This window comes from Rhodococcus sp. G6(2025), from assembly GCF_058628105.1.
The window spans coordinates 6,248,397-6,266,280 of the sequence record NZ_CP179750.1 but is presented as its reverse complement, the minus strand read 5'-3'; the positions used below and the strand labels follow the sequence as shown (position 1 = coordinate 6,266,280).

The following is a 17,884-nucleotide window of genomic DNA, read 5'->3' as shown; positions in this document are numbered from 1 at the left end:
CCCCCCTCGCGGCCGGCAGCCTTGCCGCCGACACCCACCCGCCCTCCCGTCCCGACCCGAGGAATCGCAACGTGACCGAAGCCGATCATCCCGACCACACACAGACCCGCACCATCGTGCACGTGCTCCGGCACGGCGAGGTGCACAACCCGCGAGGAATCCTCTACGGCAGGCTCCCCGGGTTCCGGCTGTCGGTGACGGGTGAGGCGCAGGCCCGCGCGGTGGCGTCGGTGCTGGCCAAGCACGACATCACCCACGTTGTGTCCTCGCCGCTGCAGCGCGCGCAGGAGACGGCGGTTCCGATCGCCGACGCGCACGGCGTCGAGATCGCGACCGACGAGAACCTCATCGAGGCAGGCAACGAATTCGAGGGCCTCAAGGTGTCCGTCGGCGACGGCGCGCTGTCCCGTCCCCGGCACTGGTGGAAACTGCGCGACCCGTTCACCCCGTCGTGGGGCGAGCCGTACCTGCAGATCGCGCACCGCATGCTGGCCGCCGTCAACAGCGCCCGCGTGTCGGCGGTGGGCCACGAAGCCGTCGTCGTCAGCCACCAACTCCCCGTCTGGACCCTCCGCCGATTCCTGCAGGGGGAGCGGCTGTGGCACGACCCGCGGCACCGTCAGTGCGGTCTCGCGTCGCTGACCTCCCTCGTCTACGAGGGCGATACCCTCATCGACATCGTGTACTCGGAGCCCGCGGGCGCGTCGGATCCGAGGGTGACCGGGGCATGAGTCGGGGGCGCTTCGCCGGGCTTCTCGCGGTGATCTGTACGGCCGCGGTGTCGCTGTCGGCGTGTGCGTCCGGCGACGACGCCGTGGCCCAGGGCGGCACGTTCGACTTCGTGTCGCCGGGCGGGCAGACCGAGATCTTCTACGACCCGCCTGCTGACCGCGGCACCATCGGCACGGTGTCCGGACCCGACCTGATGACCGAGGGCAAGACCACCTCGCTCGACGATTTCGAGGGGCAGGTCGTGGTACTCAACGTGTGGGGGCAGTGGTGCGGCCCGTGCCGGGGTGAGGCCAACGACCTCGAGCAGGTGTACGAGGAGACCAAGGATCAGGGAGTGTCGTTCCTCGGGATCAACGTGCGGGACAACCAGCAGGACAAGGCGCAGGACTTCGTGATCGACAACAAGGTGTCGTATCCGTCGATCTACGACCCCGCCATGCGGACGATGATCGCGCTGGGGCAGAACTACCCTACGAGCGTCATCCCCACCACGATCGTGCTCGACCGGGACCACCGCGTGGCCGCGGTGTTCCTGAAGGAACTGCTCGCCGAGGACCTGAAGCCGGTGGTCGAACGGGTGGCGCAGGAATCGTGAGCACCAGCACTACCCTTCTCGCCGGCGGCGTCGGCGACGCCTTCCAGTCCACCGCGGCATCCGGACCGCTGCTGCTCGCGCTCGGTGCGTGCGTCCTCGCCGGTCTGGTGTCGTTCGCGTCGCCGTGCGTCGTGCCCCTCGTTCCCGGATACCTGTCCTACCTCGCGGGTGTGGTCGGCGCGGACGCCCCGGCCGTGACCGCGGAGGAGGCGGCCACCCGCACGAAGACGGTCGCCGACGGTCGGCTGCGGGTCGCGGGCGCCGCGGCCCTGTTCGTCGCCGGTTTCACCGTGGTGTTCGTGCTGGCCACCGCGTCCGTGTTCGGCGCCATCTCGGCGCTCGCGATCAACCGCGACATCCTGATGCGGGTCGGCGGGGTGGTCACCATCGCCATGGGCCTGGTGTTCATCGGCCTGATCCCGGCCCTGCAGCGCGACACGAGGCTCGAGCCGCGCCGCATCTCCAGCCTGGCCGGGGCCCCGCTGCTCGGTGCCGTGTTCGCGCTGGGCTGGACCCCGTGCCTCGGCCCCACCCTGGCGGGTGTCATCTCCCTGGCCGCAGGCACCGACGGTGCCACCGCCGCCCGCGGAGTGGCCCTGATCGTCGCGTACTGCCTCGGCCTTGGGCTGCCGTTCGTGATCCTGGCGCTCGGCTCGTCCCGCGCGCTGCGCGGTGTCGGCTGGCTGCGCCGGAACGCGCGGACCATTCAAATCTTCGGCGGAATCATGCTGGTGGCCGTGGGTATCGCCCTCGTCACCGGCGCGTGGGACCAGTTCGTCGGCTGGGTTCGCGACGCCTTTATCTCGGAAGTGACTCTGCCGATATGAGCGACACCCAGACCCCCGAGGCCCCGGAAGCCACACCGGTGCCCCGCCAATCGCTGCCCGGCCGCGCGTTCGCGGTCGTCCGCAACACCTGGCGTGGCCTCACATCGATGCGCACCGCGCTGGTGCTGCTGTTCCTGCTTGCCCTCGCGGCCATTCCCGGCGCTCTGCTCCCACAGCGCAGCCTCAACGCGGGCAAGGTCGACGAATACATCTCGAACCGGCCGACCCTCGGACCGTGGATGGACAAGCTCGAGCTGTTCGACGTGTTCGGCAGCTTCTGGTTCACCGCGATCTACGTCCTGCTCTTCATCTCCCTCGTCGGCTGCATCCTGCCGCGCTGCGTCGACCACGCCAAGGCGCTGCGCACCCGTCCGGTGCCTGCCCCCCGGAACCTCGCGCGACTTCCGCACCACCACGAGGACCGCGTCGACGAGACACCGGAGGAACTCGCCGCCCGCATCCGCACCCACCTGAAAGGGTGGCGGGTCGAGACCCGCGCGGGAGGGGAGCGCGCCGCGCACGACGGCGAGATCACCATCTCCGCGGAGAAGGGCTACTTCCGCGAGCTCGGCAACCTGGTCTTCCACCTGTCGCTCGTGGCGCTGCTCGTCGCGATCGCCGTCGGCAAGCTGTTCGGCTACGAGGGCAACGTCATCGTGGTCGCCAACAACGGTCCCGGCTTCTGCACCACGTCGCCCGCGGTCTTCGACTCGTTCAAGGCGGGCAACACGCAGGACGGCACCGGCATGACGCCGCTGTGCGTCAAGGTCAAGGACTTCGCGGCCGACTACCTCGACAGCGGTCAGGCCGAGATGTTCACATCCAACATCGCCTACCAGGCCGGCGACGACCTCGAGACGAACACGTGGCGGGACGGACAGTTGCAGGTCAATCACCCGCTGCGCGTCGACGGTGACCGCGTCTACCTGCAGGGGCACGGGTACGCGCCGACGTTCACCGTCACGTTCCCGAACGGGGAAACCCGCACCGAGACGCTGCAGTGGCGGCCCGACGACGCGACGACGTTCCTCAGCAGCGGCGCGATGCGGTTCGACCCGCCCGGCGGCATGTACACGGACACCGACGAGCGCCGGAAGAATCAGATCGCGATCGAGGGACTGTTCGCCCCGACCGCGCTGTTCCACGGCAATCTGCTGGCGTCGAGCTACCCGGCCATGAACGACCCGGCCGTGGCCATCGACATCTACAAGGGCGACACCGGCCTCGACACAGGCAATCCGCAGTCGTTGTTCTCGCTGAACACCGAACTGATCAATCAGGGCCGGCTCGTGAAGCAGGACCGGGTGAATCTGAAACCGGGGGAGAGTTCGACGCTGGCTGACGGCACCCAGGTGCGGTTCGACGGTGCGGTGGACTTCGTGAACCTGCAGGTCTCGCACGACCCGGCGCAGCAGTGGGTGCTGGTGTCGGCGCTGACGATGATGGCCGGATTGCTCGTCTCGCTGCTGGTCAAGCGTCGTCGCGTCTGGGCCCGCATCTACCCCGCGGACGCTTCCGATCTTGACCCACGACGTACTGTAGTAGAGCTTGGTGGACTCGCCCGGACCGATCAGGCCGGCTGGGGCGACGAGTTCGGCCGACTCTGCACCCGTCTGCTCACGGACGACACGAAGCCTGACGCGCAGGAGAGCCAACGATGACGACCAACGAGACACTGGCGCAGTACAGCGACTGGGCCTTCCGATCAGCCTTCACCGTTCTGGTGCTGGCACTCGTGCTGCTCATCGTGCAGTACGCGTCCAGCCGGGCGCAGGCCGTGCAGGACCGGGAACTCGTGTCGGCAGGCTCCGGCGCCCGTCCGGCCGATGCGCCGTCGGTTCCCGGCCGAGTGGTCGAGCAGCCGAAGAAGCCCATGGCCGAGCGCTTCGGCGGCATGGGCGCGGCCGTGCTGGTCGTCGGCACGGTGCTGATCTTCGCGTCGATCGTGCTGCGCGGATTCGCCACCGCACGGTTCCCGCTCGGCAACATGTACGAGTTCGTGACGATGGCCTGCGCGGCCGCACTCGTCGTCGGTCTCGCACTCCTGTCGAAGCCGGCGTACCGGTCGATGTGGGTGTTCCTGCTCGTCCCCGTCCTGATCCTGATGTTCCTCGCCGCCACCGTGCTGTACGCGGACGCGGCGCCCGTGGTGCCCGCACTGCGGTCGTACTGGCTGCCCATCCACGTCACCATCGTGAGCGTCGGTTCCGGTGTGTTCCTGGTGTCGGGCATCGCGAGCCTGCTGTTCCTGCTGCGCATGCGGTACCCGCGCGGCGAGGAGGGAACGGGCGTGTTCGCGCGGATCGCGGAGCGGCTGCCCGACGCGCAGACCCTGGACCGGCTGGCGTACAAGACCACCATCATCGGGTTCCCGCTGTTCGGCGCGGGTGTCATCCTCGGCGCCATCTGGGCCGAGGCCGCCTGGGGCCGATTCTGGGGCTGGGACCCCAAGGAGACGGTGTCGTTCATCGCCTGGGTGATCTACGCCGCCTACCTCCACGCCCGCGCGACGTCGGGCTGGCGCGACACCAAGGCTGCATGGATCAACGTGGCGGGCTTCGTCGCGATGCTGTTCAACCTGTTCATCATCAACATGGTGGTGTCGGGATTGCACTCGTACGCGGGCCTCAACTGACGGTAGTCACCGACTGATATCCTTCCGCCGCGACGTCTCCGACCGGTGTGATTCGGTGGAGACGATGGAGACTTCACGAGGGGGATGTTCAGCCATGTCCGAAAACAACGCCGGCATGTGGGAGCCGGTACGGCCTGCATCGAATCCGCCCGGGGACGACCACGCATCGGCCGCCGCGTGGAACGCCGCGCGGCAGGCCCCGTACGTTCAGCCGCAGGGTCCCAACCCGTTCGCGCAGCCCGGTGCCCAGGCCCCCTCCGCCGCACCCGCGCGGCCGCAGACCCAGGCCCCGGCTACCGCTCCCGTCCCGCAGCAGGCCCCGGCCCCTCAGCAGGCCCCGGCCCCGCAGCAGACTCCGGCTCCCCAGCAGGCGCCCGCTCAGGGAACGTTCACGCCGCCGCAGCAGGCGCCGGTCCAGCACGCGCCCCAGCATCCCCGCCCGAACAACACGAATGCCGATCAGCAGTACGCGGTGTCGGCGCGTGACCTGTCGACGTCGCTGCTCCTCAAGCAGGTCAAGCCGGCCCCCACCACGGGGTGGCGCAAGGCGCTGTACCAACTGTCCGGCCGCTACATCAACGTCGGCAACAGCGCGAAGGAACAGCGTCGGATCGAGCTGACCAAGCAGGTCAACCAGCCGCTGCAGGGGTGCTACAAGATCGCGCTGCTGAGCCTCAAGGGCGGAGTGGGCAAGACCACCACCACCGCGACCCTCGGCTCCACGTTCGCGTCACTGCGCGGCGACCGCGTCATCGCCGTCGACGCCAACCCCGACCGGGGCACGCTCAGTCAGAAGATTCCCCTCGAGACCCCGGCCACAGTGCGCAATCTGCTGCGCGACGAGCAGAGCATCGAAAAGTACAGCGACGTCCGCAGTTACACGTCGCAGAGCCGGCACCGGCTCGAGGTGCTCGCGTCCGACAGCGACCCGGCGGTGTCGGAGGCGTTCAGCGCGGACGACTACTCGCGGACCGTCACGATGCTCGAGAAGTTCTACAGCATCGTCCTCACCGACTGCGGCACCGGACTGATGCATTCCGCCATGCAGACCATCCTCGAAGAGGCCGACGCGCTCGTGGTGGTCAGCTCGGGCTCCGTCGACGGCGCCCGCAGCGCCTCCGCGACCCTCGACTGGCTCGACGCCCACGGATACCGCGAACTCGTGTCCCGGTCGGTGGCCGTCGTGAACGCGGTCCGACCACGGTCGGGCAAGGTGGATCTGCCGAAGGTCGTCGAGCACTTCGAGCAGCGGTGCCGCCTGGTCCGGCTGATTCCGTTCGATCCGCACCTCGAAGAGGGCGCCGAGATCGAACTCGAGCGGCTGCGTCCCAAGACGCGCACCGCTCTTCTCGAACTGGCGGCCGCGGTGGCGTCGGACTTCCCGGCGTCCAGTTTCGCGCTACAGGATCGTCGCTGAGGCAATGACGCCGAGGGTGCCGGATCGACCGGCACCCCGGCTTCGGCTCACCCGGCGGGGTCCGCCGGACCGGCCTCGGGTTCGTCGGACTTCTTCCGACGGGTCTCCCGATCCACCTTCCAGAGGAAATCCGGATCGTCGTCGGGTCCCTGCACCCGATTGCTGAGCACGGGCCTGGTGTTCGGGCCGAATGCCTTCCAGAGCAGGACCGCCACTGTCACGAGCCCGATGAGTGCCAACAGATAGATCACCGCGCACCTCCTTACACCGCTCGAGGGTAGCCGGTATCCCTGAGCGTAGCCGCGTCGGCGGCAGAGGGCATCTACCCGGTCGCAGTGCGTCCCGGGTAGTGCGGTCGCGGTCAGCCCTACGGCCGCCCGCCCAGCGTCAGGGTCGGCCCGCCCAGCGTCAGGGTCGGCCCGCCCAGCGTCAGGGTCGGCCCGCCTCCGTGGTGAGGGAGCGGAGCAGCTGCATGACCTCGGCCTCGCGGAAGCGGCGGTGCCCGCCGGGGGTGCGCAGCGATCCGAGCCGGCCCGCGTGCGCCCATCGCGTCACGGTCTTCGGGTCGACATGGAACAGGGCAGCCACCTGGCCCGGGGTCATGAGGGCTTCGTTGGATCCGCTGAATCCGGGTCCGTTGTAGGTGGGTGCGCTCATCGACGGTCCTCCACTGCTTTCGACTGGTCTGTGCTGAAGCCGGCCGCTGTTGCGACTGAACTCGGTCATCGTGACATCTGGCACCCCGGGTACTCGAACGATCTAATGTTGGTAAAGGGGAGGTAATAGACAAATCGGATAAGTCGGACGTGTGAGGGGTGGCCTCGGCGATGGGTAACCTGGGGGCGTGAGTGAGTCATCCGAGAAGCCAGAAGACCAGGTCGAGCGCCCCGTCGCAGCCGATTCGAGCGCACCGGCGAAGCCGGACGGGCGGGTGACCAAGGGGCAGCTGGCGCGCGACGTCGCGATCTATTCGATCGCCCGGCTACTGCTGGTCGTCGTCATCGGTGCCATCATCCTCGGGGTGGCCGCACTCGTCGGAGTCGCCGTGCCGCTGCTCGTCGCGGCCATCTTCGCGGTCCTCATCGCCCTCCCGCTGTCGCTGCTGCTGTTCGCGAAACTCCGCCGGCGGGTCAACGAGGGGATCGCCGCGTTCGACGCGCAGCGTCGCGCCGACCAGGCCGACCTGCGTGCCAGGCTCCGCGGTGAGGGCACGTCCCGGTGACGGACGGCGACTGCGTCGTCATCGACCGGAGCTTTCCGCGTGACTGGGTGGACAACGCCGTCCGCCTCATCGACGCCGACGCGCAGCGCAGCGCCGACACACACCTGCTGCGGTACCCGCTGCCCGTCGAATGGGGTGTGCAGCTCTATCTGAAGGACGAGTCGACCCACATCACGGGCAGCCTCAAGCATCGCCTGGCCCGGTCGCTGTTCCTCTACGCGATCTGCAACGGATGGATCACCGAGGGGACGACGGTCATCGAGGCGTCCTCGGGGTCCACGGCCGTCAGCGAGGCGTACTTCGCGAAGATGCTCGGACTCGACTTCGTGGCCGTCATGCCGCGCAGCACGAGCAGCGCGAAGATCGCCCTCATCGAGGCGCAGGGCGGTCGCTGCCACTTCATCGACCGGCCGCCGGAGATCTACAGCGAGGCCCGACGGCTCGCCGCGGAAACGGGCGGTCACTTCATGGACCAGTTCACGCATGCGGAGCGGGCCACCGACTGGCGGGGCAACAACAACATCGCCGAGTCGATCTACCACCAGATGATTCGTGAAGAGCACCCGGTGCCGGAGTGGCTCGTCATGAGCGCCGGCACCGGCGGCACCAGCGCGACGCTGGGCCGGTACATCCGCTACCGCAGACACGCGACCCGGCTGCTCGTGGTGGATCCGGAGAACTCGGCGTTCTTCGGCGGCTACGACACCAACTCCTGCGACTACGCGACGGGGATGCCCTCGCGCATCGAGGGCATCGGCAGGCCGCGGGTGGAGCCGTCGTTCGTCGGGCAGGTCATCGACCGGATGATGCGGGTGCCCGACGCCGCGTCCATCGCGACCGCTCGGCACGCCAGTTCGGTGCTGGGCCGCCGGGTCGGCGGCTCCACGGGCACGAACCTGTGGGGTGCGTTCACCGTCGTCGCGGAGATGCTCGCGGCCGGACGGTCCGGCAGTGTGGTCACGATCCTGTGCGACGGCGGCGAACGCTACGCGGACACCTACTTCGACGACGACTGGGTGGCCGGGGAGGGTATCGACCTCACCGGTCCGGCCGCGGTGCTCGACCGCTTCGCGGCGACCGGGGAGTGGCCCGGTCAGCCCGGCTGAGGCGCGGTCGCGGCGGTCCGCACCGGCGCCGTCACCGGGCGGGACATCGTGACCCGCGGCCATGCGGCGAGGCCGTGCCTGGCCTCGTCGGCGCGGATGCGCGACAGACCCGGGGTCAGGGTGTCTTCGGGCAAGGGGCGGAAACCCAGCCGCTCGTAGTAGGGGGCGTTCCACGGGACGTCGACGAACGTGGTGAGGGTGAGGGCGGGCAGTCCGCGGACGGCCGCCCACGACGAGATCTCGTCGAGGAGCAGGGCGCCGAGCCCTTGGCGGGCGTGGCCGGGGTGGACCGACACCTGCTCGATGTGGGCGGCCCCGTCGACCACGGCGACGAGTGCGTATGCGACCGGGGCATCGTCTGCGTCGACCGCAACCCAAATGCATTCCAGCTGGAGGTATTCGGTCAACTCGTCGAGTGTGAACGGGGGATCGTCGGCGACGGCGTCCATTCCGATGTCACGAAACGGCGCACCCGCCGCGATTTCGATGTCTTGCAGAACGGGCAGGTCGGTGGAAATGGCCGGGCGGATCACAGGTCTTTTGTACCCGAAATCGTGCTGTTCGCACAGTTTCCCTGCACTTTCCCAAAACTTACTCCACCGTAGGCTACGCAACCGTAGGTTGGTAGCCTGGCGATAGGACGACGGAGCGGGGACGAGGATGGACAAGCCCGAGGTAACTCTCGAGAACTACGAAGCGGTGTACGCGTACTACCGCGACCATCAGCAGAATCGAATGCTCGCCAAGCTGGCGTACGCGTCGCTGTATGCGAAGTACCGGCCGCGGGTCGTGTACGCGAACGACGCGAAGGCGCAGCTGGCGGGGCTGGTGAAGTCCGGCAGGGTGCTGATCGTCGCCACCAATCACATCACCCACAGCGATCAGTACACGCTTGCGGCCACGGCATGGAACACGCCGTTGCGCCGCGCGATCGGACGCACCCGGGTGCTCGCCAAGGATGAATTGTTCGTCGACCCCGACCTGCACAAGAAGGTCGACATGATGGGCGGCATCCCGGTGTTCCGCAGCAAGAACTACGGACTCCGGGCGGTCGCCGACGCGGGCCGGCTCATGATGGACATCTCCGCCGAACGGCTGTGTCGCGGTGACAACCTGGCAATCTTCCCCGAGGGCACGTGCAACGAGGGCGACCCGACCCGCCTGCAGCACATCAACAGCGGCATCGGTCACATCGCGAAACGTGCGGCGGATCGCGGAGTCTCACCCGTCCTGCTGTCCATCGGCCTCAGTTACGGGCCGGACGCCCACGGGCCCGACCCCGAGAACGTGAAGTCGGCCAGCGTCTTCGTCGGGGAACCGCTGTTCGACCTCCCGGCGAAGCCGATGGACATCGCCCACGTCGTGCAGAAGGAACTGCAGATCGCTGTCGACGGGGCGGTCGCCGCGTACTGACGGCCCCCGGGATCTGTCAAGTAGGGTTGACACCCGGTCGGTGTCAACCTAAATTGACATGCATGACCGAAGCAACCACGCTCGCCGCAGCCGCGGGCAGCCCCGACCCCGCCGAGGGGCTGCGGGCCGTGCGTGCGCTGCGGCGTCTCCTCGAACGGCTCGAGGCCATCCAGGTCGCCAACGCCCGCGCCCAGGGCTGGTCCTGGCAGGCGATCGCCGACTCCCTCGAGGTGAGCAGGCAGGCCGTCCATCAGAAGCACAACCGGAGAGGGAGGTAACGGCGCATGTTCGAACGATTCTCGACGGACGCCCGGGCCGTGGTGATCGGCGCGCAACAGGAAGCGCGCGCACTGAAGTCGCCCCAGATCGGGCCCGAACACCTCGTGCTCGCGCTGCTGTCCGTGCAAACCGAACCCGTCCACGGCATCCTCGTCGACGCCGGCATCGAGGAGGAGAAGTCGCGATCGACCGTCGCGACGCGCGGCACGGCGTTGAGCGACGCCGACGCGGAAGCGCTCGAATCGATCGGCATCGACCTCGACGCGGTGCGTCAGAGCCTCGAGCAGAATTTCGGCAAGGGCGTCCTCGATCCCGAGGAGCCGTCGGAGAAGCGCGGGTGGTTCGGCCGGAAGTCGGGGCACATCGGGTTCACCCGCGACGCCAAGAAGGCGATCGAACTGTCACTGCGGGAGGCGCTGGCGCGCAAGGACGATCACATCGGCGCCGAGCACATCTTCCTCGGAGTGCTGCGAGTGGCCGACGGCACGACGCGGGAGATCCTCGAGGTCCAGGTCGGTGTCGGCGAACTCCGCCGTCGCGTGCACGCGGCACTCGACGACCGCGCCGCCTGACCCTCCCGGTCCCGGGTTATCCGGTTCCCGTTTGTCCGAACGGTGTGCCAGCATGCACCCATGACCTTCTTGGTACGCCTCGTCATCAACGCGTTCGCGATCTGGCTGGCGGCAGCCTGGGTGTCGGGCATCGACATCTCCAGTTCGGGCAACGGAACCGGATGGGACATCGTGGTGCTGCTCGGCATCGCGGCGGTGTTCACCGTCGTCAACATCTTCGTCAAACCACTGGTGAAGCTGCTGTCGCTGCCGTTGCTGATCCTGACGCTCGGCCTGTTCACCCTGGTGATCAATGCCCTGATGCTGCTGCTCACCGCATGGCTGAGCTCCCAGACCGATTACGGCCTGACCGTCGACGGCTTCTGGACCGCCGTGTGGGGAGGCCTGATCATCTCGATCGTCAACTTCATCCTCGGCATCGTCCTACCGGACGGCGACTGACCGGGCGGCCGCTCAGGCGACCGAGAGGGCCACGGCGGTGGCGGCGCCCCAGATCAGCATCGCCAGCCCCGAATCCCGAAGCGCCGGAATCAGTGCGAGGCCCAGGCCGCCGGAGCGGACCGGCGCGTTCGCCCGGACCGCGAGAGGCAGCGCGAGCAGTCCGACGAGCGACCAGGGGGTGCGCAGCACCAGGACCAGCGTCACGACGAACGGGACCGTCAGCGTGACGAGATGCAGGATTCGGGTACGCGAGTCGCCGAGCCGGACGGCGAGCGTGCGCTTGCCGGACTCGGTGTCGGTGGGAATGTCCCGCAGATTGTTGGCGACGAGAACCGCGCTCGAGAACGAACCGACGGCGATCGCGGACACGAGACCGGCCCAGTCCACCGTCTCGGCCTGCACGTACTGGGTGCCCAGCACGGCGACGAGACCGAAGAACACGAAGACGGCGACCTCGCCGAACCCGCTGTACCCGTACGGCTTCTTGCCGCCGGTGTAGAACCAGGCGCCCACGATGCAGAGGGCGCCGATCAGCACGAGCCACCACGCGGTGGTGGCGGCGAGGGCCAGACCGGCCACCGCGGCGACGGCGAAGCAGGCGATGGCCGCAGCCTTCACCGCCGACGGTTTCACCAGCTTGGACCCGACGAGCCGCAGCGGGCCCACCCGCTCGTCGTCGGTGCCGCGGATCCCGTCCGAGTAGTCGTTGGCGAAGTTGACGCCCACGATCAACGCGAGAGAGACCACCAGTGCCAGTACTGCCTTCCACCACACCGCGCCGCCGAGCGACGCCGCGGCGCCGGTGCCCACGAGCACCGGGGCGATCGCGTTCGGGAGGGTGCGCGGACGAGCGCCTTCGATCCATTGAGCAGCCGTTGCCATGCACCGATCTTTGCACCGTGCGAGAATACGCCCGCACCCACGCCGTGCAATACCATCGAACGCGGTGGACCAGCACATGAGCGTGGACGAGAGAGTGGCACCGGCAAGCACACCGATCCAGGTCGCGTTGTTGGGTGAAATATCGACGTGGCGATCGGGCGTGCTCGCGCCGCTGCCCGGCACCCGCGCGCGCAGCCTGCTGGTCGCTCTCGCCCGCGATCCCGGCCGGAGCCGGTCGGCGCAGGCCCTCATCGACGAGGTGTGGGGCGAGGATCCGCCGCGGTCCCCGATGAATGCGTTGCACACGCAGGTCTCCCGTCTGCGCGCGGCGTTGCCGGACGGAGCGCTGGAGATCGGCCCGGCCGGGTACCGGCTGGCGGTGCCCAGGGATGCCGTCGATCTGGCGCGCGCGGAGGACGTGGTACGCCGGCTGCAGGGCCGGGGGAACGGTCGCAGCGTCGGGCCGGACGAGATCCGCGATGCCCTCGCGTTGTGGCGGGGCGACCCGGGCGCGGACCTTCCGGGCGGTGCCGCCGCAACGGAACTCGCTGCCGATGCCGCAGGGGTCCGGGGGCGACTCGAGGCCGCGGAACTGGCGGCGCTGGTGGCGGTCGAAGACTGGGACGCCGCCCTCCCGAAGGCGCTGGCCCACGTCGCCGCCGAACCTCTGGACGAGCAGGGGCACGCGCACCTGATGCGGGCGCTCGCCGGGCTCGGGCGGGACAACGAGGCGCTGGACGTGTTCGCGACCTTCCGCAAGCGGATGGTGTCCCGGTTGGGGGCCGATCCGTCGCCCGCGCTCGTCGCTCTGCACACCGAGATCCTGCGCGGCGGACGTCCCGGTGCCGTGGCGGCTCCGCACCTCGTGTCGCCGGATCGGACGGCGATCGGGCTCCGCGCGGCACCCAACGCCCTCCTGGGACGCGACTCGGACATCGCCGAGATCGAGCGGTCGCTCACGTCCTCGCGCGTGGTGACCATCCTGGGGCCCGGCGGTGCCGGCAAGACGCGACTCGCGCACGAACTGGGTGCGCGGGCAGCCACGGGGACGTCGGTGGCCCTGGTGGAACTCGCGTCGCTGCGCAGCAGCGAGGACGTCGTCGCGGCGATCAGCAGCACGCTCGGGCTCAGCGAGGTCGACATCGCGCCGGGCCGGCTCACCGTCAGCCGCGTCCACTCGGCGCGGGAACGGCTCCGGGAAGCGCTGTCGGCGGGGCCGATGCTCCTGATCCTCGACAACTGTGAGCACGTCATCGGCGCGTGCTCCGAGGTCGTGGCCGACCTGGTGGCGGCCGGCGACCAGCTGACCGTCCTCGCCACCAGCCGGTCACCCCTCATGCTCGCGTCCGAGGCCGTGTACCCGCTGCCGCCGCTCGCGATCGACGACGACGATGCGCCCGCCGTGCAACTGTTCACGGCGCGGGCTCGCGCCGTGCGGCCCACCGCGCGCCTCGACCCGGAGACGGTGCGCAGCGTCTGCCGCACCCTCGACGGTCTCCCGCTCGCGATCGAACTGGCCGCCGCCCGGGTGCGCAGCATGAGCGTCGAGGACATCGGCCGACGGCTCGAGCACCGGTTCGCGCTACTGCGATCCCACGACCCGACGTCGCCCGAGCGGCACCGCACCCTGCACGCCGTCATCGACTGGAGCTGGCAGCTTCTGGGTGAGCAGCAGCAGATCGCGCTGCGCAGACTCTGCCGGTTCCCGGCCGGGTTCACCCTCGACGCCGCCCGGACGATCGCGGAGTGGGACGGCGTCGACGATGTCGTGGACGCCGTCGAGGGCCTCGTCAACCAATCCCTGCTGTCCGTATCGGAGACGTCGGACACGCTGCGCTACTACATGCTCGAGACGGTGCGCGAGTATGGCGAGGAACAGCTCGCGGCGGCCGGCGAGGGGACGGAAGTGTTTGCTCGCCAAGGAGTCTGGGCAAGTCAGTTCGCGTCCGAGGCGCTCCGCCGGTGCCGCGCCGACCAGGTTGCGCTCGCGGACGACATCGACGCCGACCACGACAACCTGCTCGCGGTCCTGCGGTGGGCGGTCGAGCGCGACGACGCCGAGACGGTGGCGACCGTGTTCCCGGTGCTGGGCGGCCTGTGGGCCATCCGGGGTGCGCACTCGGAAGTGATGAACTGGACCCCGCGGATTCTCGGGTCGACGGCGGACGCCGACCTGACGGACGTCGGTTCGGAATTGGTGGCGTACACCTTCCTGCTCGCGGCGATGCACCTGGTGTTCGGTGGCCAGACACGCACGCTCGCCCGTGCCCGGATCCGGCTGCGTCACGTGCTCCGGGAGCGCCCCGACCTACCGTCGGTCACCGGGTTCGCGGTGCGGCTCATCCTGTCGCTGGGTTCGAGTCGGCGGCTGGCGAGGATCGTCGCGGAAGGCGTGCGGTCCGAGGATCCGGAGACCCGCGCGGCCGCCCTCTCCGCGCGGGCCAGCATGCGGGAGAACCTCGGCGACTTCCGCGGCGCGATGAAGGATGCCACGACCGTGTCCGGACTGTGCGGGGCGATCGGTGACGTGTGGGGCACGGCGATGGCGTCGCAGTTCCTCGGTTCACTGCAGAGCCAGTCCGGTGAGTACCGGGACGCGGTGCGGCACTATCAGGATGCTGTCGAGGGCATGCGGAAGCTGGGTGCGCAGGAGGAGGCGGATCAGCTGTGGGGCTTCCAGGCCTCCGCGCTGATCGCCGCCGGTGAGGTGGAGGCCGGCCGGAAGGTGCTGGCCGAGACGGTACTCGAGCATCGCGGTGCGGGCACCGGGACCGACGACCACCAGCCGGACGAATGGCGGGCCGCCGCCACCGGCAGTCTCGCGGAAATCGATCTCGCGGACGGCGACGTCGAACGCGGGCTCGCCCGATACCGTGAGGCGCTGGACGTGGTGTATCCCCGGATGCTGTCCGAGCCGTACGCCGACCCGTTCGGAATGATGCTGGCGGCGTCGGTGGTGTGCGCACATGTACTGCACGGCCGGTCGGAGATGATGATGGAGTTCGTGCCGAAGCTCGCGGAGGCGGCGCTGTCGAGGCTGGGACAGGATGCCTACCAGGATCTGCCGGTCACCGGAACCGTCGCGGCCGGTGTGGGGTGCTTCGAACTCGCTGCCGGTGACCAGGATCGGGGCCTCGCCCTGCTGGCGTTGTCGGTCCGGGCCCGGGCCCGGCAGGACATCGCGTCGCTGCGACACCCCCGGCACGTCGCGTTCGCAGTCGAGCGCGTGGGGGAGGACCGCTGGGAGGCGGCGCAGAAGCGGTTCGGCGGCTGGTCGCGTCGCGCGGTGCGCGCCGAAATCCTGGACATGCTCGCCGGTTCGAGGTGAGTGCCGGCCTCAGGCAGGGACCCGGCCGCTCACCCGGGCCGCACACGATCGCAGGAGGTCGGTGAGTTCGGGATCGTCGACGGCCAGGCGTCCGGTCTTGCCGATCGCCGCAAGGCATCCAACCACCGCGTTCTGCGCATCGTGCACCGGGACGGCGACGGCGCTGCGGCCCACCCGCACCTCGTCGACCTCTCGGGCCGAGCCGGTGTGACGGACGGCGTCGAGTTCGCCCCGCAGCGCGGCGATGTCGGTGACGGTCCGCGACGTGACCCGGCGCAGACTCGGCGGCACCAGGTCCGGACGGGATGCGAGGAGGATCTTGCCGATGGCGGACGCGTGTAGGTGCGCGGCGATCGTGTTCTCGCCGCTGAGTTCGTGGTCGGGGTCCCGGTCGATCAGTCGCACCCGGCCGCCGGTGAACGACGCCAGATGGATCCCGAAACGCACCTGCCCCCGCAGTTCCTCGAGCACGGCGTGGTGGTCGACCGGGTCCGGTGCCGCCTCCGCCCCCGCGAGCTGTCTGGTCCTTCGGCCCAGTGCGAACCCGGACAGGTCGGCGATCCGCACCAGATAGCCGTCGGCGGTCAGGAGATTGAGCAGCCGGTACGCCGTGGCCTGGGGGATCCCCGCGTGTGCGGCGATGTCTCGCGCGGTCGCCCCGGACCCGAGCTGAGCCACGGCCTCGAGCAGGGCGAGTGCCTTCTGCACGGCGCGTGGTTCGTGGCCCGCGATCTCCCCCGCTCGGGCGCCCATCACCGGGACCCGGGGGTACGTCCAGCCGCCGTCAACGCGAGGTTTCCGGCGGCGTCCGTGGCGAACACGCCGGCTCCCGGCAGCACATCATCCGTTTCCGCCGTGTCGAACACACCCATCGACCGCAGACTCGCCGGGTGGCGCCATCGCAGGTACACCTGCCACGCCGAACCCGACAGCAACAGGGTCAGCACCACGGTGGGGACCATCGCGAAGCCGTGGGCCACGTTCACGAACAGCATGTAGGCCAGGACGATTCCGCCGGCGGCGCTGCCCGCGACTCCCGCCGCCAGGACGAGAGGGGTGTGTTCCCCGATGCGGCTGAGGAACCGCACCGACGCCACGGCGACCAGCACGTACGCCGCGACCACCGCGGTCCTGGCGATCAACTGCACGTGAGAAAATCCGGTCGATTTGCCGACGACGGCGAATGTCGCGGCACCGACGCACACGGCGCACACGATGACCGCCAGCGCCGCGTACGGGGTGCGGTAGCTCCGGTGCACCCGGGCGAACAGACGCGGCACGACTCGTTCGATCCCCATCGAATACAGCAGGCGCGACGCGGCATTCGACGACGCCATCGCCGACGCCAGCCACGACGTGCCCAACCCGAGGTTCAGGGCGATCACCACGGCCGGGTCGACCCCGGTGCCGGTGCCGTGCAGATACGCATTGACCAGGGTATCCGTGCGACCGGACCACGCGGCCCACGCCGAGAAGATGAACAGGCCGCCGCAGATCATCGGCGTGAGCATCACGGTGCGGGTGACGGTGGCGAGCGGGCGCTTGGCCTCCGGACCGAAGAACGTGGCGCTCTCGAAGCCGGCCAGGGCGAACACCGCGGCCAGCGTCATGAGCAGTGGCCCGTACGCGGAATCGGACGGCGGCACCGCGGCGTGCTGGCCGCCCGCACCGGTCACGATCATCAGACCGACGATGAACAGCAACGAGCACGATTCGACGGCGAGGATGGCGAGGGCCGCGAACCGCACCCCGCGGACCAGGCAGCCGAGGATCACGATCGCGATCCCGGCGTACACGAGGAGACGTTCGGCGGGTTCGCGCAATTCCAGCCCGAAGAAGCCGAGCGTCGCGATCACGGCCTGGCCACCGTGGTACAGCGTCATCACCGCACTGCCCACGTACTTGGTCAGCATGGCGACCCCGGCGGTCAGCGCGGCACGCGTGCCGAGGCCTTGGAACACGAAACTGTAGAGGCCGCCCGCGGCCGCCATGCGTCGCGTGAACTGCGAGACACACACCGCGATCAGGGACACCACCACCGTGGCGACGACGATCGTGATCAGACCGCTCAGCAGCATCTGGTGGGTGAACATGGTGACGGGCAGGACCACCATCGACACCGCCGGAGCCGTCGTGGCCACCGACTGGGCGAGAACCTCGAAGCCCGACAACTGCCGCCGGCCCAGCGCACGCAGCGGCGACACGGCCTGACGTTCGGGCTCGCCGGTGGCGAACGAACGCGCGATGGCGTCGGAAAGGGCTGACATGCGCGTGAAACTAGCCGGGTCGTGTTGCCGAAAAGTTTCGGTTTCGGGTCGAACTCCGCTTCGGGAGTGAGAACGGCCCGCGTCCGTTCTCGCTCGCCGGCCTCAGACTGTTTCGCTGCCGACAACTTCCCGACTCGCGTTCCTCCCAGGATGAATCCGGACAAGTTA

General features: G+C 69.2%; 19 protein-coding genes. 13 read left to right on the top strand and 6 right to left on the bottom strand.

Annotated elements, in window-relative coordinates; translation table 11 throughout:
• Positions 1–71 precede the first annotated feature (71 nt).
• The 6 genes from ACLIVD_RS29020 (at position 72) to ACLIVD_RS28995 (ending at position 6,206) form a co-directional block, all read left to right on the top strand.
• Complete coding sequence (locus ACLIVD_RS29020; protein WP_005566498.1) at positions 72–731, top strand: histidine phosphatase family protein; 660 nt, start codon at positions 72–74, stop codon at positions 729–731.
• Positions 728–1,327: a TlpA disulfide reductase family protein gene (locus ACLIVD_RS29015; RefSeq protein ID WP_005258349.1), complete on the top strand. Its 600-nt coding sequence runs from the start codon at positions 728–730 to the stop codon at positions 1,325–1,327. The genes ACLIVD_RS29020 and ACLIVD_RS29015 overlap by 4 nt, the downstream gene beginning before the upstream one ends.
• Positions 1,324–2,154, top strand: coding sequence for a cytochrome c biogenesis CcdA family protein (locus ACLIVD_RS29010; protein WP_037233399.1), 831 nt, complete (start codon positions 1,324–1,326; stop codon positions 2,152–2,154). The genes ACLIVD_RS29015 and ACLIVD_RS29010 overlap by 4 nt, the downstream gene beginning before the upstream one ends.
• Complete coding sequence (resB, locus tag ACLIVD_RS29005) at positions 2,151–3,815, top strand: cytochrome c biogenesis protein ResB (RefSeq protein ID WP_283331026.1); 1,665 nt, start codon at positions 2,151–2,153, stop codon at positions 3,813–3,815. The genes ACLIVD_RS29010 and resB overlap by 4 nt, the downstream gene beginning before the upstream one ends.
• Positions 3,812–4,789, top strand: a complete 978-nt coding sequence (gene ccsB / locus ACLIVD_RS29000; protein WP_283331027.1) for a c-type cytochrome biogenesis protein CcsB — start codon at positions 3,812–3,814, stop codon at positions 4,787–4,789. Before resB ends, ccsB begins: the two co-directional genes overlap by 4 nt.
• 94 nt (positions 4,790–4,883) lie before the next feature.
• Complete coding sequence (locus ACLIVD_RS28995) at positions 4,884–6,206, top strand: MinD/ParA family ATP-binding protein (RefSeq protein WP_283331028.1); 1,323 nt, start codon at positions 4,884–4,886, stop codon at positions 6,204–6,206.
• A gap of 47 nt (positions 6,207–6,253) precedes the next feature.
• On the opposite strand, the gene ACLIVD_RS28990 is transcribed toward ACLIVD_RS28995, so the two are convergent.
• Both ACLIVD_RS28990 and ACLIVD_RS28985 read right to left on the bottom strand, forming a co-directional pair.
• Positions 6,254–6,457, bottom strand: coding sequence for a hypothetical protein (locus ACLIVD_RS28990; protein WP_009474708.1), 204 nt, complete (start codon positions 6,455–6,457; stop codon positions 6,254–6,256).
• A 178-nt stretch (positions 6,458–6,635) separates the two neighbouring features.
• Positions 6,636–6,863: a BldC family transcriptional regulator gene (locus ACLIVD_RS28985; RefSeq protein WP_005252019.1), complete on the bottom strand. Its 228-nt coding sequence runs from the start codon at positions 6,861–6,863 to the stop codon at positions 6,636–6,638.
• A 187-nt stretch (positions 6,864–7,050) separates the two neighbouring features.
• On the opposite strand from ACLIVD_RS28985, the gene ACLIVD_RS28980 reads away from it, so the two are divergent.
• Together ACLIVD_RS28980 and cds1 are read left to right on the top strand one after the other, a co-directional pair.
• A complete protein-coding gene (locus ACLIVD_RS28980) occupies positions 7,051–7,428 on the top strand; it encodes a DUF4229 domain-containing protein (protein ID WP_009474707.1) in 378 nt (125 codons plus the stop codon).
• Positions 7,425–8,534: an L-cysteine desulfhydrase Cds1 gene (gene cds1, locus ACLIVD_RS28975; protein WP_283331029.1), complete on the top strand. Its 1,110-nt coding sequence runs from the start codon at positions 7,425–7,427 to the stop codon at positions 8,532–8,534. Before ACLIVD_RS28980 ends, cds1 begins: the two co-directional genes overlap by 4 nt.
• On the opposite strand, the gene ACLIVD_RS28970 is transcribed toward cds1, so the two are convergent.
• Positions 8,522–9,067 (bottom strand): GNAT family N-acetyltransferase, encoded by a 546-nt coding sequence (locus ACLIVD_RS28970; RefSeq protein ID WP_105415944.1) that lies wholly within the window; start codon positions 9,065–9,067, stop codon positions 8,522–8,524. The two genes, cds1 and ACLIVD_RS28970, sit on opposite strands and share 13 nt — an antisense overlap.
• Before the next feature lie 127 nt (positions 9,068–9,194).
• On the opposite strand from ACLIVD_RS28970, the gene ACLIVD_RS28965 reads away from it, so the two are divergent.
• From ACLIVD_RS28965 to ACLIVD_RS28950, 4 genes are all read left to right on the top strand, one after another.
• Positions 9,195–9,947 (top strand): lysophospholipid acyltransferase family protein, encoded by a 753-nt coding sequence (locus ACLIVD_RS28965; RefSeq protein ID WP_491931050.1) that lies wholly within the window; start codon positions 9,195–9,197, stop codon positions 9,945–9,947.
• A 62-nt stretch (positions 9,948–10,009) separates the two neighbouring features.
• Complete coding sequence (locus ACLIVD_RS28960; protein WP_005258323.1) at positions 10,010–10,225, top strand: hypothetical protein; 216 nt, start codon at positions 10,010–10,012, stop codon at positions 10,223–10,225.
• 6 nt (positions 10,226–10,231) lie between these two features.
• Positions 10,232–10,798: a Clp protease N-terminal domain-containing protein gene (locus tag ACLIVD_RS28955; RefSeq protein WP_477953462.1), complete on the top strand. Its 567-nt coding sequence runs from the start codon at positions 10,232–10,234 to the stop codon at positions 10,796–10,798.
• A gap of 60 nt (positions 10,799–10,858) precedes the next feature.
• Positions 10,859–11,239, top strand: a complete 381-nt coding sequence (locus ACLIVD_RS28950) for a phage holin family protein (RefSeq protein ID WP_009474702.1) — start codon at positions 10,859–10,861, stop codon at positions 11,237–11,239.
• A gap of 12 nt (positions 11,240–11,251) precedes the next feature.
• On the opposite strand, the gene ACLIVD_RS28945 is transcribed toward ACLIVD_RS28950, so the two are convergent.
• Positions 11,252–12,121 carry a 1,4-dihydroxy-2-naphthoate polyprenyltransferase gene (locus tag ACLIVD_RS28945; RefSeq protein ID WP_280779903.1) on the bottom strand — a complete coding sequence of 290 codons (870 nt, stop codon included), beginning with the start codon at positions 12,119–12,121 and terminating at the stop codon, positions 11,252–11,254.
• 76 nt (positions 12,122–12,197) lie between these two features.
• Here ACLIVD_RS28945 and ACLIVD_RS28940 point away from each other — a divergent pair, with 76 nt between their 5' ends.
• The gene (locus ACLIVD_RS28940; RefSeq protein ID WP_491931049.1) at positions 12,198–15,449 is read left to right on the top strand and encodes an AfsR/SARP family transcriptional regulator; all 3,252 of its coding nucleotides are present in this window, start codon (positions 12,198–12,200) and stop codon (positions 15,447–15,449) included.
• A gap of 9 nt (positions 15,450–15,458) precedes the next feature.
• Here ACLIVD_RS28940 and ACLIVD_RS28935 read toward each other — a convergent pair whose 3' ends face one another.
• Together ACLIVD_RS28935 and ACLIVD_RS28930 are read right to left on the bottom strand one after the other, a co-directional pair.
• Positions 15,459–16,202: an IclR family transcriptional regulator gene (locus ACLIVD_RS28935; RefSeq protein ID WP_280779905.1), complete on the bottom strand. Its 744-nt coding sequence runs from the start codon at positions 16,200–16,202 to the stop codon at positions 15,459–15,461.
• Positions 16,202–17,716 carry an APC family permease gene (locus tag ACLIVD_RS28930; RefSeq protein ID WP_283352866.1) on the bottom strand — a complete coding sequence of 505 codons (1,515 nt, stop codon included), beginning with the start codon at positions 17,714–17,716 and terminating at the stop codon, positions 16,202–16,204. The genes ACLIVD_RS28935 and ACLIVD_RS28930 overlap by 1 nt, the downstream gene beginning before the upstream one ends.
• Positions 17,717–17,884: the final 168 nt, after the last annotated feature.